The organism is Pseudomonas sp. YA1, from assembly GCF_058680555.1.
Window position 1 is genome coordinate 210,964 of record NZ_JBZWBG010000002.1, and the last position, 23,289, is coordinate 234,252.

Consider the following 23,289-nt stretch of genomic DNA (forward strand, 5'->3'; position numbering starts at 1 on the left):
GCTCAGGCCTTCCCGGAATATTTCAGCGCGGCGTTGACGAAACCGCTGAACAGCGGGTGGCCATCACGCGGTGTGGAGGTGAACTCCGGGTGGAACTGGCAGGCGACGAACCACGGATGCTCCGGGGCCTCGACCACTTCCACCAGGGCGCCGTCGCCGGAGCGGCCGGAAATCTTCAGGCCGGCCTGTTCCAGTTGCGGCAGCAGGTTGTTGTTCACTTCGTAGCGATGGCGATGGCGCTCGACGATCACGTCCTTGGCATAGCAGTCGTGCACCAGGGTGCCGGTCTGCAGCTGGCATTCCTGGGCGCCCAGGCGCATGGTGCCGCCCAGGTCGGAAGCTTCGGTGCGGATCTCGGTGGCGCCGGTCGCGTCCTGCCACTCGGTGATCAGGCCGACCACCGGATGGCCGCTGGACTTGTCGAACTCGGTGGAGTTGGCGTCGCTCCAGCCGAGCACATTGCGGGCGTATTCGATGACCGCGACCTGCATGCCCAGGCAGATGCCCAGGTAGGGGATCTTGTTCTCGCGGGCGTACTGCACGGTGCTGATCTTGCCTTCCACGCCGCGCAGGCCGAAGCCGCCCGGGACCAGGATGGCGTCGACGCCTTCCAGCAGGCTGGTGCCCTGCTGCTCGATGTCTTCGGAGTCGATGTAGCGCAGGTTGACCTTGGTGCGGCTCTGGATGCCGGCGTGGGTCATCGCCTCGATCAGCGACTTGTACGCGTCCAGCAGTTCCATGTATTTGCCGACCATGGCGATGGTGACTTCACGCTCGGGGTTGAGCTTGGCATCGACCACCCGGTCCCATTCGGACAGGTCGGCCTGCCCGCACTCCAGGCCGAAGCGCTCGACGACGATGTCGTCCAGGCCCTGGGCATGCAGCACCGACGGGATGCGGTAGATGGTGTCGACGTCTTCCAGGGCGATCACCGCGCGCTCCTCGACGTTGGTGAAGAGCGCGATCTTGCGCCGCGAGGAGACGTCGATCGGGTGGTCGGAACGGCAGACCAGCACGTCCGGCTGCAGGCCGATGGAGCGCAGCTCCTTGACCGAGTGCTGGGTCGGCTTGGTCTTGGTCTCGCCGGCGGTGGCGATGTACGGGACCAGGGTCAGGTGCATCAGCATCGCGCGCTTGGCGCCGATCTCGACGCGCAGTTGGCGGATCGCCTCGAGGAACGGCTGCGACTCGATGTCGCCGACGGTGCCACCGATCTCCACCAGGGCGACGTCGGCATCGCCGGCGCCCTTGATGATGCGCCGCTTGATCTCGTCGGTGATGTGCGGGATCACCTGCACGGTGGCGCCCAGGTAGTCGCCGCGGCGCTCCTTGCGCAGCACGTCCATGTAGACGCGGCCGGTGGTGAAGTTGTTGTTCTGGGTCATGGTGGTACGAACGAAGCGCTCGTAATGGCCCAGGTCCAGGTCGGTCTCGGCGCCGTCCTGGGTCACGAAGACCTCACCGTGCTGGAACGGGCTCATGGTGCCCGGGTCCACGTTGATGTAAGGGTCCAGCTTGAGCATCGTGATCTTCAGGCCACGCGCTTCCAAGATCGCAGCCAGAGAAGCCGAAGCGATGCCTTTCCCCAATGAAGAAACAACACCACCCGTGACGAAGATGTAGCGCGTCATGAAAAACCCTAGAAGTCAGCGTTTAGGCGGGATCAACCGCCGGGGATTCGGAGAAGGGAGGCCAGCTCCCGCCACGGACAAATCCGTGGGCAAAGCAAACTCCTGCTGATTCCGGAGGGAATCGGCGGGAGCAGTACAAGACGGGAGCGTAGTCTACTGGAAACGGCTTACTAGCTCAAACCCGGGTCGTTCGTCGGCGGGCTCCAGGACAGTCGCCAGCCCCCCTCGCGGGGACTGTCCAGGCCAGGAATGTTGGCCACCGCGAGCAGTTCGTCGGCTCGGAAGAGCAGCGGCAAACGACCGCGCAGGAAGCTCGGTACGCCCGCTTCGTTGAGCAATCGCTTGAGGTCGCGGCGACCGCGCCCGGCCAGGGCCAGCACCTCCCCACCCCGCCGGTAGTCGACGCGCAACGGCCCCGCCGGAACCTCGCCGAGCAACGCCAGCCGGCCATTGCCGGGAAGAAGCAATGGATGAGCGGGACGCTCCCAGACGAACGGTCCCGCCGCCGCACGCCAGTCCGCCGGCAACCACCAGATCCGCCCCGCGCCGCGACGCAGCTCGCCGCTCTCCAGGCGCCAGATCGGGTCGGCATCGTCGCCGGCATCGCGCAACGACTCCCAGCCGACCCAGTGGTCGCTGTCCGGCAACCGCGTCAGCTGTCCCAGCCAGGCCCGCAGCAGGTTGCGCTGGCGCGCAGCGCTGAGGCGGCGCAGAGGCTCCAGGGCGATCCGGGGCAGATCCAGCCAGTCCGGCCAATCCAGTTCCGAGGGTTGGCGGCAGGCCCGGAGGTCGATGGCGGCCAGTTCAGCCAGCAGGTCTTCGGCCTCGCGCAGATGCGCCGCGCAGCGCGCCATGCCGGCGACGGCCTGCGGCCAGTGGGAGGCGAGACGCGGCATGATCTCCCGGCGCAGGTAGTTGCGCGAGAAGCGCGGATCCTGGTTGGAAGGATCCTCCACCCAGTCCAGCCGGTGCGCCTGCGCATAGGCTTCCAGTTCGGCGCGGGAAACCCCGAGTAAGGGTCGGCACAGGCGGCCGCCGCCCAGCGGCCGGCTCGCCGGCATCGCCGCCAGGCCGCGCAGGCCCGCTCCACGCAACAGGCGGAACAGCAGGGTCTCGGCCTGGTCGTCGAGGTGCTGCGCGGTGAGCAGCACCTGTCCCTCGCCCAGGCTCGCCTGGAATGCGCGATAGCGGGCGTCGCGCGCCGCCTGCTCGATGCTGCCGCCAACGGCGACCTGCACCCGCTCGACCCGCAGCGGGATACCCAGCGACCGGCAGACCGCCTGGCAGTGCGCCGGCCAACCGTCCGCCGCAGCCTGCAAGCCATGGTGGACATGCAGCGCCGACAGCGCCGGCAAGGCTTCGCTCCGGGCCAGTTGGGCGAGCAGATGCAGCAACACCGTGGAATCCAGCCCGCCGGAAAACGCCACGCACCAGCCCCCCGCTTCGCGCCAGGGCGCCAGGGCCTGTAACAGACGGGATTCGAGCGGCACCGCCGGCATGCTTGCGCTCCTCATGCGACAAGCCCGGCGAATGCCGGGCTTGTCGATCGTACCAGTGCGCCGGATGGCTTACGGCGCGCCGTAGCTCATCAGGCGGTCGTAACGACGCTCCAGCAACTCACCCATTTCCAGGCCCTGGAGCATCTTCAGTTGCGCCAGCAGTTCGCCACGGATCGATTCGGCCATGCTCGCCGGATCGCGATGGGCGCCGCCCAGCGGTTCGTCGATGACCTTGTCGACGATGCCCAGGCCTTTCAGGCGCTCGGCGGTGATGCCCATGGCCTCGGCGGCTTCCGGCGCCTTCTCGGCGGTCTTCCAGAGGATGGAGGCGCAGCCTTCCGGCGAGATCACCGAGTAGGTGGAGTATTGCAGCATGTTCAACTGGTCGCAGACACCGATGGCCAACGCGCCGCCGGAACCGCCCTCGCCGATCACGGTGGCGATGATCGGCGTCTTCAGTCGCGCCATCACCCGCAGGTTCCACGCGATCGCCTCGCTCTGGCCGCGTTCCTCGGCATCGATGCCCGGGTAGGCGCCGGGCGTGTCGATGAAGGTCAGGATCGGCATCTTGAAGCGTTCAGCCATTTCCATCAGGCGGCAGGCCTTGCGATAGCCTTCCGGACGCGGCATGCCGAAGTTGCGCCGGACCTTCTCACGGACTTCACGGCCTTTCTGGTGGCCGATGACCATCACCGGGGAACCGTCGAGGCGGGCAACGCCGCCGACGATCGCCGGGTCGTCGGCGAAATGCCGGTCGCCGTGCAGTTCCTCGAAATCGCTGAACAGGTAGCCGATGTAGTCGAGGGTATAGGGACGCTTGGGATGGCGCGCGAGCTGGGCGATCTGCCAACTGGACAGATTGCCGAAGATATTTTCGGTGAGCGCCTTGCTCTTGTCCTGCAGACGCGAGATTTCGTCGCTGATGTTCAGCGCATTGTCGTTGCCCACCAGGCGCAGCTCTTCGATCTTGGCTTGCAGGTCGGCGATCGGCTGTTCGAAATCAAGAAAGTTCGGGTTCATAGGCTTCCGTCGTGCGCAGATTCTAGTGGGCCGTTTCCGTTTGGCGCCCTACCTTACGGGATCGGGCGCCAGGGGTCGAGCCGGGAGCAAGGGCGATCCGCGTTTTCCCGCCGCAGAGCGCGGAACAACGGCGTTATCGCCCATCGCGATTAACGATAATTGAGGAAGACGTTGTCGCGCCCGAACTGGTCACGCAATGCCTGGATCAGATCGTCCGCCGGATCCACCCGCCAGCTCTCGCCGAACTGCAGCAGGGCCTTGGCGTCGGCGCTGGTGTAGTCCAGGGTGATCGGGCAGGAACCGCGATGGCGGTTGAACAGCTCGCCCAGCCAGCGCAGGCGGTCGCCCTTCAACAGGTCGGCGTGCAGCTTCATCCGCAGGCTCTCCGCCAGTCCGGTACGCGCTTCCTCCAGGCTCATCACGCGCTTGGCGCGCAGGCGCAGTCCGCCGGAGAAGTCGTCCTGGCTGACCTCGCCCTCGACCACCACCAGCGCATCGGTCTGCAGCAGCGACTGGGCCGCGGCGAAGGCTTCGGAGAACAGCGAGGCCTCGATCCGTCCGGAGCGGTCGTCGAGGGTGACGAAGCCCATCTTGTCGCCCTTCTTGTTCTTCATCACCCGCAGGTTGACGATCAGCCCGGCCACCGTCTGGGTATCGCGCGCCGGCTTCAGCTCGACGATGCGCTGGCGGGCGAAGCGCCGCACCTCGCCTTCGTACTCGTCGATCGGATGGCCGGTCAGGTACAGGCCGAGGGTGTCCTTCTCGCCCTTCAGGCGTTCCTTGAGGGTCAGCTCCTTGACCTTGCGGTGGTTGGCGTAGACATCCGCCTCCGGCTCGGCGAAGACTCCGCCGAACAGGTCCATGTGCCCGCTGTCGTGGCTGCGCGCGGTCTGCTCCGCAGCCTGGATCGCTTCCTCCATCGCCGCCAGCAGCACGGCGCGGTTGAGGTCGACGGTAGCCTGGTAGGCCTTTAGCTCGTCGTGGTAGTGCGGCCCCAGGCGATCCAGCGCACCGGCGCGGATCAGCGCTTCCAGGGTGCGCTTGTTGATGCGCTTGAGGTCGACGCGGTCGCAGAAATCGAACAGGGTGTTGAACGGCCCGCCTTCGGCGCGGCACTCGGTGATCGCCTCCACCGGCCCCTCGCCGACGCCCTTGATCGCGCCCAGGCCATAGACGATCCGGCCATCGTCGTCGACGGTGAAGCGGAACTCGGAGTTGTTCACGTCCGGCGCCACGATGCGCAGCTTCATGTGCCGGCATTCTTCGATCAGCGTCACCACCTTGTCGGTGTTCTGCATATCCGCGGTGAGCACCGCGGCCATGAACGGCGCCGGGAAGTGGGTCTTCAGCCAGGCGGTCTGGTAGGAGACCAGGCCGTAGGCTGCCGAGTGCGACTTGTTGAAGCCGTAGCCGGCGAATTTTTCCACCAGGTCGAAGATGTTGCCCGCGAGATCGGCATCGATGCCGTTGTTCTTGCAACCCTCGATGAAACCGCCGCGCTGCTTGGCCATTTCCTCGGGCTTCTTCTTGCCCATCGCCCGGCGCAGCATGTCCGCGCCACCGAGGGTATAGCCGGCCATGACCTGGGCGATCTGCATCACCTGTTCCTGGTACAGGATGATGCCGTAGGTGGGTTTGAGCACCGGCTCCAGGCCGGCGTACTGGTAATCGGGGTGCGGATAGGACAGCTCGGCGCGACCGTGCTTGCGGTTGATGAAGTCGTCCACCATGCCCGACTGCAGAGGACCCGGGCGGAACAGCGCCACCAGTGCGATGAGGTCTTCCAGGCAGTCCGGCTTGAGCTTCTTGATCAGCTCCTTCATGCCGCGCGATTCGAGCTGGAACACCGCAGTGGTCTCGGCCTTCTGCAGCAGCGAATAGGTCGGCTTGTCGTCCAGCGGGATGAAGTCGATGTTCACCGGCTCCAGGCCCTTCTTGGCCTGCTCGCGGTTGATGATCTCCATCGCCCACTTGATGATGGTCAGGGTCCGCAGGCCGAGGAAGTCGAACTTCACCAGGCCGGCCGCCTCCACGTCGTCCTTGTCGAACTGGGTCACCAGGCCGCCGCCTTCCTCGTCGCAGGCGATCGGCGAGAAGTCGGTCAGCTTGGTCGGCGCGATCACCACGCCACCGGCGTGCTTGCCGGTACCGCGGGTGATGCCTTCCAGCTTGAGGGCCATCTCCCAGATTTCGGCGGCTTCCTCGTCGCTCTTGAGGAAGTCGCGGAGCATTTCTTCCTGCTCGTAGGCCTTATCCAGGGTCATGCCGACTTCGAACGGAATCATCTTCGACAGCCGGTCGGCGAGACCGTAGGACTTGCCCTGGACCCGCGCCACGTCGCGTACCACCGCCTTCGCCGCCATGGTGCCGAAGGTGATGATCTGGCTCACCGCGTTGCGCCCGTAGGCGTCGGCCACGTAGTCGATCACCCGGTCGCGGCCCTCCATGCAGAAGTCGACGTCGAAGTCGGGCATGGAGATCCGTTCCGGGTTGAGGAAACGTTCGAACAGCAGGTCGTAGGCCAGCGGATCGAGGTCGGTGATCTTCAGCACGTAGGCCACCAGCGAGCCGGCGCCCGAGCCCCGCCCGGGGCCTACCGGCACGCCGTTGTTCTTCGCCCACTTGATGAAGTCCATCACGATGAGGAAGTAACCGGGGAAACCCATCTGGATGATGATATCGAGTTCGAAGTTCAGACGGTCGACATAGACCTGGCGCTTGGCCTCGTAGTCCGGGGTGTCCTTCGGCAACAGCACCTCCAGGCGCTCCTCGAGACCTTCGAAGGAGGCGTGCCGCAGGTAGTCGTCGATGCCCATGCCATTGGGCGTGGGGAAGTCCGGCAGGAAGTACTTGCCCAGCTGCACCTCGATGTTGCAGCGCTTGGCGATCTCGACGGTGTTTTCCAACGCTTCCGGCAGGTCGCTGAACAGCTCGGCCATTTCCGCCGGCGACTTCAGGTATTGCTGGTCCGAATAGGTACGCGGCCGCCGCGGATCGTCGAGGGTCCGCCCCTCGCCGATGCAGACGCGGGTCTCGTGGGCCTCGAAGTCTTCCTGCTTGATGAAGCGCACGTCGTTGGTCGCCACCAGCGGCGCGTTACAGCGTGACGCCAAAGCCACCGCCGCGTGGAGGTGCTCCTCGTCGTTGACCCGGCTGGTACGTTGCACTTCGACGTAGAAGCGCTCGGGGAACACCTCCATCCACTCGCGCAACAGCGCCTCGGCCTTGGCTTCCTCGCCGTCGAGCAGCGCGTGGCCGATCTCGCCCTCCTTGGCCGCGGACAGCGCGATCAGGCCTTCCGCCGCCTCCTTGACCCAGTCGCGCTCGATGATGATCTCGCCATTGCGCTGGCCTTCGCTCCAGCCGCGGGAAATCAGCTCGGTGAGGTTGCGATAGCCCTTCGCGTTCATCGCCAGCAGGCTCAGGCGGCTGAGCGGGCCATCTTCCTCGCGGCTGGCGAGCCAGATGTCGGCCCCGCAGATCGGCTTGATGCCGGCGCCCATGGCGGTCTTGTAGAACTTCACCAGCGAGCACATGTTGCTCTGGTCGGTGACCGCCACCGCCGGCATGCCCAGCCCCGCCACCGCCTTGGCCAGGGGCTTGACCCGGACCAGGCCGTCGACCAGGGAGAATTCGGTATGCAGACGCAGGTGAACGAAGGATACGGTCATGAAGGCCCCGGAGCAGAAATAACGCAAAAACGACAAGGCCCGGATTGTACCGGGCCCGGTGGCAAAGCTACAGGTTCAAGAGCGGACGATGCGCCTCGGCTGCGCCGAGAAACGTCGCCCGCCCCGCGCTCAGGCGCGGCGATCGTCCCAGATACCCGGTTCGAGCTTCTGCTGGACTTCGGGGAACTGGCTGGCGTCGAAGGTCGGCAGCTTGCCGGCCTTGCGCTGGGCGTTGTAGTCCTTGGCCAGCTTGATCGCGAGGTTGGACAGCAGCAGGATGGCGATCAGGTTGGTGATCGCCATCAGGCCCATCGACACGTCGGCGAGGTTCCAGACGAACGGCAGCGAAGCCAGCGCGCCGAACATCACCATCGCCAGCACGATCAGGCGGAAGATCAACAGGCCCGCCAGGTGGTTGTGCTCGAGGAATACCAGGCAGTTCTCGGCATAGAAGTAGTTGGCGACGATCGAGGTGAAGGCGAAGAACAGGATGATCACCGCCAGGAAGTAGCGGCCCCAGTCGCCGACCTGGCTGGTCAGGGCATTCTGCACCAGCATGATGCCCTCGCCTTCCTGCGGTCCGGCCAGCAGGATGATGGCGGCGGAAGCGGTGCAGATCAGCAGGGTATCGATGAACACGCCGGCCATCTGCACGTAGCCCTGGGACGCCGGGTGCGGCGGATAGGGCGTGGCCGAGGCGGCGGCGTTGGGCGCCGAGCCCATGCCTGCTTCGTTGGAGAACAGGCCGCGCTTGAAGCCGTTGAGGATCGCCGCGCCGATGCCGCCGGCGGCGGCCTCGTGCCAGCCGAAGGCACTCTTCACCACCATCGCCAGGACGCCCGGCAGTTCGCTGAGGTTGAACAGGATGATGCCCACCGCCAGCAGCAGGTAGGCCACCGCCATGAAGGGTACCGCCAGTTCGGAGAAGCGCGCGATGGAGCGCAGGCCGCCGAAGATGATCAACGCGGTGAGGATCACCACGGCGATGCCGCTGATCCAGGTCGGCACGCCGAAGGCGCCCTGCATGGCACCGGTGATGGTATTGGCCTGCACCGAGTTGAAGACGAAACCGAAGGCGATGATCAGGAAGATCGAGAACAGGATGCCCATCCAGCGCGCGCCCAGGCCCTTCTCCATGTAGTAGGCCGGGCCGCCACGGAACTGGCCCTTGTCGTCGCGAATCTTGAACAACTGGGCCAGGGTCGCCTCGACGAAGCCGGTCGCCATCCCCACCAGGGCGATCGCCCACATCCAGAACACTGCGCCGGGACCGCCGAGCGTGATCGCTACCGCCACGCCGGCGACGTTGCCGGTACCGACCCGCGCCGCCAGAGAGGTGCAGAGCGCCTGGAACGAGGAGATTCCCGAGTCGTCCGACTGGCGGCTGCCCTTGAGCACGCTGAAGGTATGGCCGAAGTGGCGGAACTGGATCAATCCCAGGCGCACAGTGAAGTACAGGCCGCAACCGACCAGCAGCCAGATGAGGATCTTGCCCCAGATAAGGCCGTTGAGCAGGTCGACGACCTGAGTGGCGAATTCTTGCATGGATAACTCCCCTGTTCCGCTTATGGCGGATTGTTGTCAGCCGACCTCCCGGGTAGAAGGCCGCGTGTTTCGGACACACACGGAATGACGTGCGAGCCGAAGGAAATTTCGCTGTGAATGGTACCTGGCAGGAAGGGGCAGGACTTTCCGCTATTGACGCCGCTCACCGCTTGTCACCAGGCGACGGATACGGTCAGTCACGCGACATCCGCTCAATTATTGAACAGGGACATCCAGCAATTCGCGAACCGGAGCAAACGAGCGTCGATGGATCGGCGTCGGGCCGAGACGGGAAAGCGCCTCGAGATGGACAGCGGTCGGATAGCCCTTGTGCCCGGCCATGCCATAGCCCGGATAGACCCGGTCCAGCTCGACCATTTCCCGGTCGCGACTGACCTTGGCCAGGATCGACGCCGCGGCGATTGCCGGTACCTGGCTGTCGCCCTTGACCACCGGCGCGCTGGGCACCGCCAGTTTCGGACAGCGATTGCCGTCGATCAGGGCCAGCCGCGGAGTCACGCTGAGGCCTTCGACCGCGCGCTGCATGGCAAGCATGGTGGCATGCAGAATGTTCAGCCGGTCGATCTCCTCGACCTCGGCGCGGGCGATGCACCAGGCCAGGGCCTTCTCGCGGATCTCTTCGAACAGCGCCTCGCGACGAGCTTCGCTGAGCTTCTTCGAGTCGTTCAGGCCGAGGATTGGGCGGCTCGGGTCGAGAATCACCGCGGCGGTGACCACCGGACCGCACAACGGACCGCGACCGACCTCGTCGACGCCCGCGACCAGATCCTCCACCAGATTGAAATCCAGGCCCAGTTGCATCAGCGGCGCTCCACCAGTTGCAGGACGGCTTCCGCCGCCTGTGCCGAAGCATCCTGGCGCAAGGCCCGATGGATGGCATCGAAGAATTCCACCTGCTGCGAGCCGTCGTCCAGCAGCGGCGAGAGGGTTGCGGCCAGCGCTTGCGGGGTGGCGGCGTCCTGGATCAGTTCCGGCACCAACAGGCGCCCGGCCAGCAGGTTCGGCAGGGAGATGTAAGGGCTTTTCACCAGGCGCTTGAGAATCCGGTACGTCAGCCCGGCGACCCGATAAGCCACCACCATCGGCCGCTTGTAGAGCAGCGCCTCGAGGGTCGCGGTACCGGAGGCGATCAGCACCGCATCGCAGGCGGCCAACGCTTCATGGGAAGCGCCGTCGAGCAGCGTCAGCGGCAGAGGCTCGCGGCCCTGGAGCATCTGCTCGATCTGTTCGCGCCGTGCAGCGCTGGCGCAGGGCAGCACGAAACGCAGGCCCGGCCGTTCGACGAGCAGGCGCTGGGCGGTGTCGAGGAACAAGGCGCCGAGCTTGCCGACCTCGCCGCCGCGACTGCCCGGCATCAGCGCCACCACCTGTCCGTCCGCCGGCAATCCGAGCCGCGCGCGGGCCGCAGCGCGATCCGCCTGCAGGGGAATGGTGTTGGCCAGGGGGTGGCCGACGAAACGCACGGGCACCCCATGCTCTTCGTAGAAACGTGCTTCGAAGGGGAACAATGCCAGCATCAGGTCGCAGGCTTCGCGAATCTTCAGCACCCGCTTCTGCCGCCAGGCCCACACCGAAGGGCTGACGTAATGCACGGTGCGCAGGCCAGCCTGGCGCAGCTTGTGTTCGACGCCGAGGGTGAAGTCGGGAGCGTCGATGCCGATCATCACATCCGGCCGGGCCTCGATGAGCGTGCGGATCAGGCGCTTGCGCCGTCGCAACAACTCCGGCAGCCGGCCCAGTACTTCGACCAGGCCCATCACCGACAGGCGCTCCATGGGGAAATAGCTGGACAGCCCTTCGGCCTCCATGCGCGGCCCACCGACGCCGATGAACTCGATATCCGGGTGCCGCGCCCGCAGCGCCTGCATCAGTCCGGACCCGAGGATGTCGCCGGAGGCCTCGCCGGCGACCAGGGCTACGCGTAATCCGTCAGCCATGGCTCAGCGGGTGATGCCGCGGGTTGCGCTCTGGATGGAATCACGGAACACCGCGACCTCGGGGAACTGGGCAGCGCTTTCGGCCAGCTCGGCCAGGGCTTCCTCGACGGTATGTCCCTGGCGATAGACCACCTTGTAGGCACGCCGCAGGGCATGGATGGCCTCGCTGCTGAAGCCGCGCCGACGCATGCCTTCGAAGTTCATGCTGCGGGCTTCGGCCGGGTTGCCGAAGACCGTCACGTAGGCCGGGACGTCCTTGCCGATGGCGCTGCCCATGCCGGAAAAGCTGTGCGCGCCGATCCGGCAGTACTGGTGCACCAGGGTGTAGCCGGACAGGATCGCCCAGTCGTCCACGTGGACATGCCCGGCCAGCGCCGTGTTGTTCACCAGGATGCAATGGTTGCCGATCACGCTGTCATGGCCGATGTGCGCATAGGCCATGATCAGATTGTGGTCGCCAATGGTGGTTTCCGCGCGATCCTGGACGGTTCCGCGATGGATGGTCACGCCTTCGCGGATCACGTTGTGGTCACCGATCACCAGGCGCGTCGGCTCGCCCTTGTATTTCAGGTCGGGAGTATCCTCGCCGACGCTGGAAAACTGGTAGATGCGGTTGTGCTTGCCGATCTTCGTGGGGCCCTTGAGCACCACGTGCGGACCGATCACCGTCCCTTCACCGATCTCCACTTCCGCCCCGACGATGGACCACGGGCCCACCTGGACGTCAGCCGCCAGCCTGGCGCTCGGATCGATGATGGCGCGAGGATCGATCAAACTCATAGTTTGCGTTCCGCACAGATGATTTCAGCCGAGCATACCGGCTTGTCGTCGACGGTAGCGTGGCAGTCGAATTTCCAGATGCTGCGCTTCACGCTGATGAACTTGGCGTGCAGTTGCAGTTGGTCGCCCGGCAGGACCGGCTGGCGGAAGCGCAGCTTGTCCGAACCGACGAAGTAGTAAAGGGTGCCGTCGGCGGGCTTCACGTCGAGCATCTTGAAACCGAGGATACCGGCCGCCTGGGCCATCGCCTCGATGATCAGCACGCCCGGCATGATCGGGTGCTCGGGGAAATGTCCGTTGAAGAACGGCTCATTGATACTGACATTCTTGTAGGCGCGAATGCGCTTGCCCTCGATGTCCAGCTCTACCACCCGATCCACCAGCAGGAAAGGATAGCGATGAGGCAGGTATTCGCGAATCTCGTTGATGTCCATCATGTTAGGGGGAGCCTGTTCAGAAAAGGGTGACGCAAAAAACGTCAATTACGCATCAGATGAAGCGTCACCGCTTGAGGTCACGGCAGCCAGGCGTTTTTCCAGCTGCTGAAGTCGACGCGCCATGTCGTCCAGTTGACGAATGCGCGCGGCGCTTTTTTTCCATTCGGCCGCCGGTTGCATGGCGGTACCGGAGGAATACGATCCCGGCTCGGTGATCGAGCGGGTCACCATGGTCATGCCGGTCACGAAAACGTTGTCGCAGATCTCGATATGGCCGACCAGGCCAACGCCGCCGGCGAGCATGCAATGCCTGCCGATCTTGGCGCTGCCGGAAATGCCGACGCAAGCGGCCATGGCGGTATGATCGCCGATCTGCACGTTGTGCGCGATCATGATCTGGTTGTCCAGCTTCACACCGTTGCCGATCAGCGTATCGGACAGTGCTCCACGGTCGATGGTGGTGTTCGCGCCGATCTCGACGTCGTCACCGATGGTCACCCCGCCGATCTGGGCGATCTTCTGCCAGACGCCCTTCTCGTTGGCGAAACCGAAACCTTCGCCGCCGATCACCGCGCCCGACTGGATACTCACCCGCGCGCCGATGGTGACGTCGTGGTAGAGCGTGACCCGCGGCGCCAGCCAGCCGCCTTCGCCGATCACGCTACGGGCGCCGATTACGCAGTGCGCGCCGATGCTGACGCCAGCGCCGATGCGGGCGCCACTCTCGATCACCGCATAGGCGCCGACGCTGGCGCTCGGATCGACCTCGGCGTCCGCCGCGACGATGGCGGTGGGATGGATACCGGCGGCCGCCTTCGGTTTGCGATCGAACAGGTGCGACAGGCTGGCATAGGCCAGGTAGGGGTTGGCCACCACCAGCGCGGTACCGGCGAACCCGTCGGCGTCGGCAGCCGTCAGCAGGACGGCGCCGGCACGGCTTTCGGGCAGGTACTTGCGATACTGCGGGTTGGCCAGGAAGCTCAGCTGAGCCGGTCCGGCCTCCTGCAAGGTCGCCAGGCCCTGGATCGGCAGGTCCGCGTCGCCACGGAGTTCCGCGCCGACATGCGCGGCCAGCTGGCCCAGGGTGTAGGACAAGGTACTCATCATCAACGCAGCTGGTTCATCCGCTCGATCACCTGGCGGGTGATGTCGTATTGCGGCTTGACGTCGACCACGGCGCCACGCTCGATGACCATGTCGTAGCCGCCTTTCTTGATGGTTTCCTCGACGGCCTGGTCCAGCTTCGGCTTGAGCTTCTTCAACATGTCGCGGTCGGCGGCGGCCTTCGACTCGTTCAGTTCCTTGGACTGGAACTGGAAGTCACGGGCCTTCTGCTTGAAGTCCAGCTCGGCCTTCTCGCGGTCGCCCTGGGACATCTTGCTGCCGTTGGAAACCAGCTTGTCCTGCAGCGCCTTGGCGTCGCGTTCGAGGTTCTTCAGCTTGTTCAGCTGGGGGCCGAACTTCTTCTCGGCATCCACGGCGTATTGCTTGGCGGCATCGGACTCGAGCAGCGCCATCTGGTAGTTGAGCACCGCGATCTTCATTTCAGCGAACGCCGAAGGAGCCGCCATGATGGCTGCGGTGATCAGGACGAACTGGGTGAACTTACGCACGATGCACTCCTGCACAAAGCATGGTTTCGTTACTCGGTACTACGTACAAATCAGAAGGTCTGGCCCAGGGAGAACTGGAAGACCTGGGTTTCCGCGTTGTCCGGCTTCTTGATCGGCGTCGCCAGGCTGAAGCTCAGCGGGCCCAGCGCGGTGATCCAGGTCAGGCCGACGCCCACGGAACTGGCGAGGTTGTCGGTCTTGATGCCGTCGCAGTTGGTGGTGGTCTTGGTCGGGCAGTCGGTATCGAAGGTGCTACCCACGTCCCAGAACAGCACGGTACGCAACTGGCGCTGGTCCTTGACGAACGGCAGCGGGAACAGCAGCTCGGCGCCGCCGGTGATCAGGATGTTACCACCGAAGGCTTCGGGATCCTGGTCCGGGTCGGTGTAGCGACCACGCTCATCAGGCCCAGGAATGATCTTCCCATCCTTGTAAGCCCTAGAGGGGGTACTACGAGGCCCCAGCGTGCTGTCCTTGAAGCCCCGCACCGAGTTGAAGCCGCCGGCGTAGTAGTTCTCGTAGAACGGCAGGCGCTCGGTGGATCCGTAGCCGTCGCCATAGCCCAGCTCGGTGTGGAAGCGCATGGTGTAGTTGTCGGTCAGCGGGGCGAAGACCTGGCCACGGTAGTCGATCTTGTAGAACGACAGGTCGCTGCCCGGCAGGGTGGTTTCCAGGGTCAGGCTCTGCGAGTGACCACGGGTGGCCAGCACGCCCTTGTTCAGGGTCGATTCGGACCAGCCGATGGAAGCCTTGAAGTTGGTGAAGTTGTCGCCTTCCTTGTCGAGGAAGTCGTAGATCTCGTCCACGGTGTAGCGGCCGGTGTCGATCTGGTCGCGCTGCACGCTCAGGCCATAGGTCAGGCGCGAGGTCTCGCTGATCGGGTAGCCGATGCTCATGCCGGCGCCCAGGCTATTCACCGAGTAGCTGGCGACGTCGACGTCGAGCTCGTCGTAGTCGGTCTTCCGATAGAAGGCGTTGTAGCCGAGGCTGACGCCGTCGACGGTCCAGTAGGGGTCGACGAAGCCGAAGTTGTAGCGGGTCTGGTATTCGCTGCGGGTCAGGCCGATGCTGACCTTGTTGCCGGTACCCAGGAAGTTGTTCTGGCTGATCGAGCCACCGAGGATCAGGCCGGCGCTCTGGGCGAAGCCGACGCTGGCGGTGATCGAGCCGGACGGTTGCTCTTCGACGCTGTAGTTGACGTCGACCTGGTCGTCGGTGCCGGGAACCGCCGGGGTCTCGACGTTGACTTCCTTGAAATAGCCGAGGCGTTCCAGGCGGGCCTTGGACTGGTCGATCAGGTAGGTGGAGGCCCAGCCGCCTTCCATCTGGCGCATTTCGCGGCGCAGCACTTCGTCTTCGGTCTTGGTGTTGCCGCGGAAGTTGATGCGGTTGACGTAGGCGCGCTTGCCCGGGTCGACGACGAAGGTCACCGAGACGGTCTTGTCGTCGTCATGGGCTTCCGGCACGCCGTTGACGTTGGCGAAGGTGTAGCCCTCGTTGCCCAGGCGACGGGTGATCAGGTCGGAGGTGGTGGTCATCACCTTGCGCGAGAACACCTGGCCCTTCTGCACCAGCAGCAGGCGCTTCACTTCCTCTTCCGGCACCTTCAGGTCGCCGGTCAGCTTCACGTCGCGGATGGTGTACTTCTCACCCTCGTTGATGTTGACGGTGATGTAGACGTGCTTCTTGTCCGGGGTGATGGATACCTGGGTGGAGGCGATATCCATGTTGATGTAGCCGCGGTCCAGGTAATAGGAGCGCAGGCGCTCGAGGTCGCCGGAGAGCTTTTCGCGGGCGTACTTGTCGTCGTTCTTGAAGAACGACAGCCAGTTGGTGGTCTTCAGTTCGAACAGGTCGGTCAGGTCTTCTTCGGAGAAGACGGTGTTGCCCACCACGTTGATGTGGGAAATCGCGGCGACCGTGCCTTCGTTGATGTTGATCTTCAGCGCGACGCGGTTGCGCGGCTGCGGGATCACTTCCGCGTTGATCTCGGCCGAGTAGCGGCCCTGGGCCACGTACTGGCGTTGCAGCTCGTTGCGCACGCCTTCGAGGGTGGCGCGCTGGAAGATCTCGCCCTCGGCCAGGCCGGACTGTTTCAGGCCCTTGAGCAGGTCTTCCTTGGAAATCGCCTTGTTGCCCTCGATCTCGATGCTGGAGATCGACGGGCGCTCGACTACAGTGACTACCAGCACGTTGCCATCGCGGCCGAGCTGGATGTCCTGGAAGAAACCGGTCTTGAACAGGGAGCGGGTGGCCTGGACCAGGGCCTGGTCGTCGATGGTCTCGCCGACGTTCAGCGGCAGGGCGGCGAACACGCTACCGGCGGACACGCGCTGCAGGCCATTGACCCGGATATCGGAAACAGTGAAGGACTCGGCGTGAACCTCGGCGATCATCAGCGCTGACAGCAGCGCGGGTAGCAGAAAGCGTTTCATGGAGTCCTTTTTTTCCAACTGACAAATAGAGAATCTGCCGCAAAGGGCGGCAGATTCGAATTCAACATGACTACAGACGACTCAGATCGTTGACCAGAGCGAGCAACATCACGCCAACGACCAGACTGATGCCGATCTGCATCCCCCAAGCCTGTACCCGTTCGGATAATGGGCGCCCGCGCACCCACTCAACCAGATAGAACAGCAGATGCCCGCCATCGAGGACAGGGATCGGCAGCAGGTTGAGAACCCCCAAGCTAATGCTCAGATAGGCCAGGAAATTGAGAAAATCCCCCACGCCAGACTGGGCTGAAGCGCCCGCCACTTTAGCAATGGTTATCGGCCCGCTCAAGTTTTTTACCGAGAGCTCGCCGAGCAACATTTTCTTTATGGAGTCGAGCGTTAGCAGGCTCATGGTCCAGGTTCGGGAAAGCGCCTGACCCACCGCCTCCAGCGGTCCGTAGCTCACTTCGCGGAGCATTTCCGCCGGCCATTCGGTACCGGCGACCCCCGCCCCCATGTAGCCGCTCCGGGCCTTGCCCTCGCCGCGCACCGCCAGCTCCAGGGCAACATCCAGCACTTCGCCGTCGCGCAGTACCTTGAGCTGGACGCGCTGCCCGGGACGGGCACGGACGCTATCCACCACCTGCTGCCAGTCGTCGACGGCGATGCCATCGATGCTCTGCAAACGGTCGCCGAGCTTCAGCCCGGCGGCCTGCGCCGGCCCCTTGGGGTCGAGTTCGGCCAGCACCGGCGGCAAGGCCGGCCGCCAGGGCCGGATGCCCAGCGAGGCGATGGGATCGGGATTGTCCTCGCCCTTCAGCCAGCCATCCAGACGCACCTGGTGGGTGGAATCGACATTCGAGCCCTTTTCCTGCACCCGCACTTCCAGCGTACCGCTCTCGCCGAGACGGCGAACCAGCTGCAGGTTGACCCCGCTCCAGCCGGTGACGGGCTCGCCGTCCACCGCCAGCAGTTCCTGCCCGGCCTCCAGGCCGGCCTGGGCGGCCAGGCTCTCCGGCGCCACGGAACCGATGACCGGGCGCACCTGCTGACTACCGAGCAGGGCGACGACCCAGAAGAACAGAATCGCCAGTAGGAAATTGGCGATGGGACCAGCCGCGACGATGGCGATCCGCTGACGGACCGTCTTGCGATTGAAGGACTGTTCGAGCAGATGGGCCGGTACTTCCGTCTCGCGCTCGTCGAGCATCTTGACGTAGCCGCCCAGCGGAATGGCCGCCACCACGAACTCGGTGCCGTGCCGGTCGTGCCAGCGCACCAGCGGCGTGCCGAAGCCGACGGAGAAGCGCAGGACCTTCACCCCGCAGCGTCGCGCGACCCAGAAGTGGCCGAATTCGTGGAACGTCACCAGCACGCCCAGGGCCACCAGGGTACCGACGATCATGTAAAGCGCACTCATCTCCTACCTCCAGGCCGTCCGAAGACTAGCCGGCGTGTCGGGTCAACCATTGCCCGGCGACCGAACGGGCGCGGCGATCGGCGGCCAGGACCTGATCGAGCGATTCGACTGCGGTCACCGCCTCGCGGTTCAGCACGTCCTCGATGATAACCGCGATGTCGCTGAAGCGGATGCGCCGCTCGAGAAATGCGGCCACGGCCACCTCGTTCGCGGCATTCAGCATGGCCGGGGCGCTGCCGCCGGTTTCCGCGGCCTGGCTCGCCAGGCGCAGGCAGGGGAAGCGCTGCTCGTCGGGGCGCTGGAAATCCAGGCGACCGACGGCGAACATATCCAGCGGCGAAACGCCGGAATCGATTCGCTCCGGCCAGGCCATGGCATAGGAAATCGGCGTGCGCATGTCCGGATTGCCGAGCTGGGCGATCACCGAGCCGTCAACGTAGTCCACCATCGAGTGGATCACGCTCTGCGGGTGGATCACCACCTCGACCTGGCTCGGCTGGGCGTCGAACAGCCAGCACGCCTCGATCAGTTCGAGCCCCTTGTTCATCATGCTGGCGGAATCGACGGAAATCTTCCGCCCCATCGACCAGTTCGGGTGCGCACAAGCCTGCTCCGGCGTCACCGAAGCGAGTTGCTCCAGCGGCGTCTCGCGGAACGGGCCGCCGGAGGCGGTCAAGAGGATCCGGCGCACGCCGACCCGCTCCAGGCCATCGGCATAATTGCGCGGCAGCGACTGGAAGATCGCGTTGTGCTCGCTGTCGATCGGCAGGAGCACCGCGCCGCTGCGCTTGACCGCCTGCATGAACAGCGCGCCGGACATCACCAGCGCTTCCTTGTTGGCCAGCAGTACGCGCTTGCCGGCCTCGACGGCCGCCAGGGTCGACGGCAGCCCGGCGGCGCCGACGATGGCCGCCATTACCATGTCCACTTCGGGCGCGCTGGCCACTTCGCACAACGCCTGCTCGCCGAACAGCACCCGGGTGCGGATACCCGCCGCGGCGAGCGAGCCCTGCAAGGCGATCGCCGCGGCCTGCTCCGGCACCACCGCATAGACGGGGCGGTGCCGAAGGCACAGCGCCTCGAGTTCGGCCAGGCGGCTGAAGCCAGTCAGGGCGAAGGCTTCGTAACGATCGGGATGACGCTGGACGACGTCCAGGGTGCTCAGACCGATCGAGCCGGTCGCGCCGAGCACGCTGATCCGCTGCGGTCGACTCATGGCGCACCCCAGCCGGCGGCCCAGAGCAGGGCCGCGAATACCGGGATGGCTGCCGTCAGGCTGTCGATGCGATCCAGCACGCCACCGTGGCCGGGCAGCAGGTTGCTGCTGTCCTTGATTCCGGACTGGCGCTTGAACATGCTTTCGGTGAGGTCGCCGACGATCGAGACGAACACCACCAGCGCCGCGCCGAGCAGGGCCAGGAGCAGCGCGCCGAGGGACCAGTCGCGGTAGAGGCCGACCGCCAGGGTGATCGCCAGGCTGACCGCCAGGCCGCCGTAAACGCCTTCCCAGCTCTTGCCGGGGCTGACCCGCGGCGCCAGCTTGCGCTTGCCGAAGGCCTTGCCAGAGAAGTAGGCGCCGATATCCGCGCCCCAGACCAGCACCATCACGGCGATGATCAGGCCATTGGCCAGCGGCCACTGCTTGAGCAGGACCAGCCCCTGCCAGGCCGGCAACAGGATCAGCAGGCCCATGCCCAGGCGGCGCCAGCGGCCGCCCCAGTAGCCGACGCTTTCCGGGTAGGTGAGCACCAGCACGGTGGCCAGCGTCCACCAGACCAGCGCCAGCAGCAGCACGGCTCCGGCAAGCTGCGGCAGATGGTAGAGAGCGACCATCAGCACGGCGACCGTCGCCGCGTAGGCAACGCGGCCGAACTGTTGTTCATAGCCGGCCAGGCGCGCCCATTCCCAGGCCCCCAGGCTCACCACCGCGCCGATGAACAGGGCGAAGAACGCCCCTTCGAGAAGGAAGAAACCACCCAGCGCGATGGGCAAAAGCACCAGCGCCGTGATGATCCGTTGTTTCAGCATGACGGACGGGCCTCGGCCTCGACTTGCTCGCTGGTCTTGCCGAAGCGGCGCTGGCGCTTGGAGAAATCCGCCAGGGCAGCCCGCATCGCCGCGTGCTTGAAGTCGGGCCAGAACAGGTCGGAGAAATACAGCTCGGCGTAGGCCAGCTGCCAGAGAAGGAAATTGCTGATGCGATGTTCGCCGCCGGTGCGGATGCACAGGTCGGGCAGCGGCTGGTCGCCGGTCACCAGGCAACCCTGGAGCAGCTCGGCGGAGATATCGTCCGCCGCCAGGTGCCCGCCCTGGACCTCCCGCGCCAGGCGCTGTGCGGCCTGGACGATGTCCCACTGGCCGCCGTAGTTGGCGGCGACCTGGAGGAGGAAACGGGTATTGCCAGCAGTGGCGGCTTCCGCTTCGCGCATGGCCGCCTGCAACTCCGGATGGAAACGCGTGCGATCGCCGATGATGCGCAGGCGGATGCCGTTCTCGTCGAGCTTGCGCACCTCGCGGCGCAGGGCCACGAGAAACAGCTCCATCAGCGCGCTGACTTCGTCCGCCGGACGCTGCCAGTTCTCGCTGGAGAACGCGAACAGGGTGAGGACCTCGACCCCTGCCTCGGCGCAGACCTCGATCACCGCCCTGACGGCATCGACACCGGCCTTGTGGCCGGCGACGCCGGGCAGAAGACGCTTCTTCGCCCAGCGATTGTTACCGTCCATGATAATGGCCACGTGGCGTGGCACGCACACATCCTTCCGGGTCTTTTCCATGACGTCAGCCCGGCCTCAGACAGCCATGAGGTCCGCTTCTTTGGCTTCCAGTGCCTTCTCGATCTCACCGATGAACTTGTCGGTCAGCTTCTGCACGTCGTCGCCGGCGCGGCGCTCTTCGTCCTCGCTGATTTCCTTTTCCTTCTGCAGGTCCTTCAGCTGGGCCAGCGCATCGCGACGGATGTTGCGCACGGAAACCCGCGCCTGCTCGGCCTCGGCACGCGCCTGCTTGGTGTAGCCCTTGCGGGTCTCCTCGGTCAGGGCCGGCATCGGTACGCGGATGGTGGTGCCGGCGGTGGCCGGGTTGAGCCCCAGGTCGGAGGTCATGATGGCCTTCTCGACCGCCTGGATCATGCTCTTGTCGAACACGGCCAGGGCCAGGGTGCGGGAGTCTTCCACGGTGACGTTGGCGACCTGGCGCAGCGGCGTATCGGCACCGTAATAGGAAACCATCACGCTATCCAGGATGCTCGGATGCGCGCGACCGGTGCGAATCTTCGCGAAGGCATGGCCCAGCGCTTCCAGGGTCTTGCCCATGCGCTCCTGCGCTTCCTTCTTGATCTCGTTGATCATTCTCAACCCTCCTCGATCAGGGTGCCTTCGGCACCACCAACAACAATATTCAGCAATGCGCCCGGCTTGTTCATGTTGAACACCCGCAGCGGCATGTTCTGGTCACGGCACAGGCAGATGGCGGTCAGGTCCATCACGCCGAGCTTGCGGTCGAGCACTTCATCATAGGTCAGGCGCTCGAACTTCTCGGCATTCGGGTCCTTGAACGGGTCGGCAGTGTACACGCCATCGACCTTGGTAGCCTTAAGGACCACGTCGGCGTCGATCTCGATGGCGCGCAGGCAAGCCGCCGAGTCGGTGGTGAAGAACGGGTTGCCGGTACCGGCGGAGAAGATCACCACCTCGCCACCGCCGAGGTGGCGCATGGCCTTGCGGCGGTCGTAGTGGTCGGTCACACCGACCATGGAGATCGCCGACATCACCAGCGCGGGGATGTTCGAGCGCTCCAGCGCATCGCGCATCGCCAGGCCGTTCATCACGGTGGCCAGCATCCCCATGTGGTCGCCGGTCACCCGGTCCATGCCGGCCGCGGACAGCGCCGCGCCGCGGAACAGGTTGCCGCCGCCGATGACCAGGCCGACCTGCACGCCGATCCCGACCAACTGGCCGATTTCCAGCGCCATGCGGTCCAGCACCTTGGGATCGATGCCGAACTCCTCCGAGCCCATCAGGGCTTCGCCGCTCAACTTTAGAAGAATGCGTTTATAGCGAGGTTGACGAGCGCTCAGTTGCTGAGCCATGACCTTTTCTCCTGCGGCGATAAAAATACGTGACGGCCGGGCCGTCGTGGGTGGAGACGACTTTGCGCCTGCGTTGCGTGCGAGCCCGCCGAGCGGGCCGGCAACGCGGAAGCTGCCCCGAACGCTTCCCCATTTGACGAAGAGGCCGCACGCATCAGCGGGCAGCCTCTTCCGGGGCGACAGTCGAAACCGTCTTTGTTACTGCTTGGTGGCGGCTACTTGAGCGGCAACTTCGGCAGCGAAGTCCACTTCGGCCTTCTCGATGCCTTCGCCCACTTCGTAACGAACGAAGGAAACGATTTCGGCGCCGGCCTGTTTGGCCAGGTCGCCGACCTTCACTTCCGGGTTCTTCACGAAAGGCTGCTCGACCAGGCTCGCTTCGGCGAGGAACTTGCTGATGCGGCCCTTGACCATGTTCTCGACGATGTTCTCCGGCTTGCCGGCGATCTTGTCGGCGTTCAGCGCCAGGAAGATTTCCTTCTCTTTCGCGATCGCTTCTTCGGAAACTTCCGAAGCGCTCAGGAACTGCGGGTTGCTGGCGGCGACATGCATGGCGATGTCCTTGGCCAGTTCCGGGTTGCCGCCTTTCAGGTTGACCACGACACCGATGCGGTGGCCGTGCAGGTAGGCGCCGACCACGTCGCCCTCGACGCGGGTCAGGCGGCGGATGTTGACGTTCTCGCCGGTCTTGGCGACCAGGGCCAGACGAGCTTCCTCACGTGCTTCGACCAGCGGAGCTGCGTCGGTCAGCTTCTCGTTGAAGGCCTTTTCCAGGCTCTCGGCGACGAAGCCCTTGAAGTCGTCCTGGAGGGCCAGGAAGTCGGTCTGGGAGTTGACTTCGATGATCACGGCGGCCTTGTTGTCGGCAGCGATCTTGACGGCGATCGAGCCTTCGGCGGCAATGTTGCCGGCCTTCTTGGCAGCCTTGATCGCACCGGCAGCGCGCATGTCGTCGATGGCCTTCTCGATGTCGCCGCCAGCGGCGGTCAGCGCCTTCTTGCACTCCATCATGCCCAAGCCGGTACGCTCGCGCAGTTCTTTAACCATGGCTGCAGTAATTTCTGCCATTTCGAAATCCTCTTGAGTGGTAGCTCTCAAAAAACCTTTGTGCCCGGCCTGCCGGGCAGAAACTCAAAGGTGGCAAAAAGGGGGCCTAGCCCCCTTCCTGCGCACCGTCGGACGTCTGA

At 64.9% G+C, this 23,289-nt stretch carries 19 protein-coding genes; all 19 read right to left on the reverse strand.

Annotated features, from left to right (window positions below; translation table 11 throughout):
* Positions 1-2 precede the first annotated feature (2 nt).
* On the reverse strand, positions 3-1,631 hold the full coding sequence (gene pyrG, locus AC4OR5_RS03340; protein ID WP_003092366.1) for a CTP synthase: 1,629 nt from the start codon (positions 1,629-1,631) through the stop codon (positions 3-5).
* 170 nt (positions 1,632-1,801) lie between these two features.
* A complete protein-coding gene (gene tilS / locus AC4OR5_RS03345) occupies positions 1,802-3,130 on the reverse strand; it encodes a tRNA lysidine(34) synthetase TilS (RefSeq protein ID WP_052150527.1) in 1,329 nt (442 codons plus the stop codon).
* Positions 3,131-3,199: 69 nt separating this feature from the next.
* Positions 3,200-4,150 (reverse strand): acetyl-CoA carboxylase carboxyl transferase subunit alpha, encoded by a 951-nt coding sequence (gene accA / locus AC4OR5_RS03350; protein WP_003109333.1) that lies wholly within the window; start codon positions 4,148-4,150, stop codon positions 3,200-3,202.
* A gap of 149 nt (positions 4,151-4,299) precedes the next feature.
* Positions 4,300-7,821: a DNA polymerase III subunit alpha gene (gene dnaE, locus AC4OR5_RS03355; RefSeq protein WP_003098578.1), complete on the reverse strand. Its 3,522-nt coding sequence runs from the start codon at positions 7,819-7,821 to the stop codon at positions 4,300-4,302.
* Positions 7,822-7,950: 129 nt separating this feature from the next.
* Positions 7,951-9,366, reverse strand: coding sequence for an alanine/glycine:cation symporter family protein (locus AC4OR5_RS03360; protein WP_003092370.1), 1,416 nt, complete (start codon positions 9,364-9,366; stop codon positions 7,951-7,953).
* A 216-nt stretch (positions 9,367-9,582) separates the two neighbouring features.
* On the reverse strand, positions 9,583-10,188 hold the full coding sequence (gene rnhB / locus AC4OR5_RS03365) for a ribonuclease HII (RefSeq protein WP_003092371.1): 606 nt from the start codon (positions 10,186-10,188) through the stop codon (positions 9,583-9,585).
* Positions 10,188-11,324, reverse strand: coding sequence for a lipid-A-disaccharide synthase (gene lpxB / locus AC4OR5_RS03370; protein ID WP_003109334.1), 1,137 nt, complete (start codon positions 11,322-11,324; stop codon positions 10,188-10,190). Before lpxB ends, rnhB begins: the two co-directional genes overlap by 1 nt.
* A 3-nt stretch (positions 11,325-11,327) precedes the next feature.
* Positions 11,328-12,104: an acyl-ACP--UDP-N-acetylglucosamine O-acyltransferase gene (lpxA, locus tag AC4OR5_RS03375; protein WP_003092373.1), complete on the reverse strand. Its 777-nt coding sequence runs from the start codon at positions 12,102-12,104 to the stop codon at positions 11,328-11,330.
* Complete coding sequence (gene fabZ, locus AC4OR5_RS03380; protein ID WP_003092375.1) at positions 12,101-12,541, reverse strand: 3-hydroxyacyl-ACP dehydratase FabZ; 441 nt, start codon at positions 12,539-12,541, stop codon at positions 12,101-12,103. Before fabZ ends, lpxA begins: the two co-directional genes overlap by 4 nt.
* A gap of 45 nt (positions 12,542-12,586) precedes the next feature.
* Positions 12,587-13,648: a UDP-3-O-(3-hydroxymyristoyl)glucosamine N-acyltransferase gene (gene lpxD, locus AC4OR5_RS03385; protein ID WP_003117487.1), complete on the reverse strand. Its 1,062-nt coding sequence runs from the start codon at positions 13,646-13,648 to the stop codon at positions 12,587-12,589.
* The gene (locus tag AC4OR5_RS03390) at positions 13,648-14,154 is read right to left on the reverse strand and encodes an OmpH/Skp family outer membrane protein (protein ID WP_003098586.1); all 507 of its coding nucleotides are present in this window, start codon (positions 14,152-14,154) and stop codon (positions 13,648-13,650) included. The genes lpxD and AC4OR5_RS03390 overlap by 1 nt, the downstream gene beginning before the upstream one ends.
* A 50-nt stretch (positions 14,155-14,204) precedes the next feature.
* A complete protein-coding gene (bamA, locus tag AC4OR5_RS03395) occupies positions 14,205-16,589 on the reverse strand; it encodes an outer membrane protein assembly factor BamA (protein WP_003098590.1) in 2,385 nt (794 codons plus the stop codon).
* A 70-nt stretch (positions 16,590-16,659) separates the two neighbouring features.
* Complete coding sequence (gene rseP, locus AC4OR5_RS03400; RefSeq protein WP_023097295.1) at positions 16,660-18,012, reverse strand: sigma E protease regulator RseP; 1,353 nt, start codon at positions 18,010-18,012, stop codon at positions 16,660-16,662.
* A 25-nt stretch (positions 18,013-18,037) separates the two neighbouring features.
* Positions 18,038-19,228, reverse strand: a complete 1,191-nt coding sequence (gene ispC, locus AC4OR5_RS03405; RefSeq protein ID WP_003109337.1) for a 1-deoxy-D-xylulose-5-phosphate reductoisomerase — start codon at positions 19,226-19,228, stop codon at positions 18,038-18,040.
* Positions 19,225-20,040: a phosphatidate cytidylyltransferase gene (gene cdsA / locus AC4OR5_RS03410; protein WP_058161234.1), complete on the reverse strand. Its 816-nt coding sequence runs from the start codon at positions 20,038-20,040 to the stop codon at positions 19,225-19,227. The genes ispC and cdsA overlap by 4 nt, the downstream gene beginning before the upstream one ends.
* The gene (uppS, locus tag AC4OR5_RS03415; RefSeq protein ID WP_003113863.1) at positions 20,034-20,789 is read right to left on the reverse strand and encodes a polyprenyl diphosphate synthase; all 756 of its coding nucleotides are present in this window, start codon (positions 20,787-20,789) and stop codon (positions 20,034-20,036) included. The genes cdsA and uppS overlap by 7 nt, the downstream gene beginning before the upstream one ends.
* A 15-nt stretch (positions 20,790-20,804) precedes the next feature.
* The gene (gene frr, locus AC4OR5_RS03420) at positions 20,805-21,362 is read right to left on the reverse strand and encodes a ribosome recycling factor (RefSeq protein ID WP_003092390.1); all 558 of its coding nucleotides are present in this window, start codon (positions 21,360-21,362) and stop codon (positions 20,805-20,807) included.
* A gap of 2 nt (positions 21,363-21,364) precedes the next feature.
* Positions 21,365-22,102 carry a UMP kinase gene (gene pyrH / locus AC4OR5_RS03425; RefSeq protein WP_003092391.1) on the reverse strand — a complete coding sequence of 246 codons (738 nt, stop codon included), beginning with the start codon at positions 22,100-22,102 and terminating at the stop codon, positions 21,365-21,367.
* Between the two features lie 198 nt (positions 22,103-22,300).
* Positions 22,301-23,170, reverse strand: coding sequence for a translation elongation factor Ts (tsf, locus tag AC4OR5_RS03430; protein WP_003092393.1), 870 nt, complete (start codon positions 23,168-23,170; stop codon positions 22,301-22,303).
* Between the last annotated feature and the right edge of the window lie 119 nt (positions 23,171-23,289).

Excerpts from the sequence above, each read along its gene's own strand:
- rnhB (WP_003092371.1), bottom strand. The coding sequence starts at position 10,188 with ATGCAACTGGGCCTGGATTTCAATCTGGTGGAGGATCTGGTCGCGGGC.
- accA (WP_003109333.1), bottom strand. The coding sequence starts at position 4,150 with ATGAACCCGAACTTTCTTGATTTCGAACAGCCGATCGCCGACCTGCAA.
- tilS (WP_052150527.1), bottom strand. The coding sequence starts at position 3,130 with ATGCCGGCGGTGCCGCTCGAATCCCGTCTGTTACAGGCCCTGGCGCCC.
- fabZ (WP_003092375.1), bottom strand. The coding sequence starts at position 12,541 with ATGATGGACATCAACGAGATTCGCGAATACCTGCCTCATCGCTATCCT.
- lpxB (WP_003109334.1), bottom strand. The coding sequence starts at position 11,324 with ATGGCTGACGGATTACGCGTAGCCCTGGTCGCCGGCGAGGCCTCCGGC.
- dnaE (WP_003098578.1), bottom strand. The coding sequence starts at position 7,821 with ATGACCGTATCCTTCGTTCACCTGCGTCTGCATACCGAATTCTCCCTG.
- pyrH (WP_003092391.1), bottom strand. The coding sequence starts at position 22,102 with ATGGCTCAGCAACTGAGCGCTCGTCAACCTCGCTATAAACGCATTCTT.
- lpxD (WP_003117487.1), bottom strand. The coding sequence starts at position 13,648 with ATGATGAGTACCTTGTCCTACACCCTGGGCCAGCTGGCCGCGCATGTC.
- uppS (WP_003113863.1), bottom strand. The coding sequence starts at position 20,789 with ATGGAAAAGACCCGGAAGGATGTGTGCGTGCCACGCCACGTGGCCATT.
- pyrG (WP_003092366.1), bottom strand. The coding sequence starts at position 1,631 with ATGACGCGCTACATCTTCGTCACGGGTGGTGTTGTTTCTTCATTGGGG.
- ispC (WP_003109337.1), bottom strand. The coding sequence starts at position 19,228 with ATGAGTCGACCGCAGCGGATCAGCGTGCTCGGCGCGACCGGCTCGATC.
- cdsA (WP_058161234.1), bottom strand. The coding sequence starts at position 20,040 with ATGCTGAAACAACGGATCATCACGGCGCTGGTGCTTTTGCCCATCGCG.
- bamA (WP_003098590.1), bottom strand. The coding sequence starts at position 16,589 with ATGAAACGCTTTCTGCTACCCGCGCTGCTGTCAGCGCTGATGATCGCC.
- AC4OR5_RS03360 (WP_003092370.1), bottom strand. The coding sequence starts at position 9,366 with ATGCAAGAATTCGCCACTCAGGTCGTCGACCTGCTCAACGGCCTTATC.
- frr (WP_003092390.1), bottom strand. The coding sequence starts at position 21,362 with ATGATCAACGAGATCAAGAAGGAAGCGCAGGAGCGCATGGGCAAGACC.
- tsf (WP_003092393.1), bottom strand. The coding sequence starts at position 23,170 with ATGGCAGAAATTACTGCAGCCATGGTTAAAGAACTGCGCGAGCGTACC.
- rseP (WP_023097295.1), bottom strand. The coding sequence starts at position 18,012 with ATGAGTGCGCTTTACATGATCGTCGGTACCCTGGTGGCCCTGGGCGTG.
- lpxA (WP_003092373.1), bottom strand. The coding sequence starts at position 12,104 with ATGAGTTTGATCGATCCTCGCGCCATCATCGATCCGAGCGCCAGGCTG.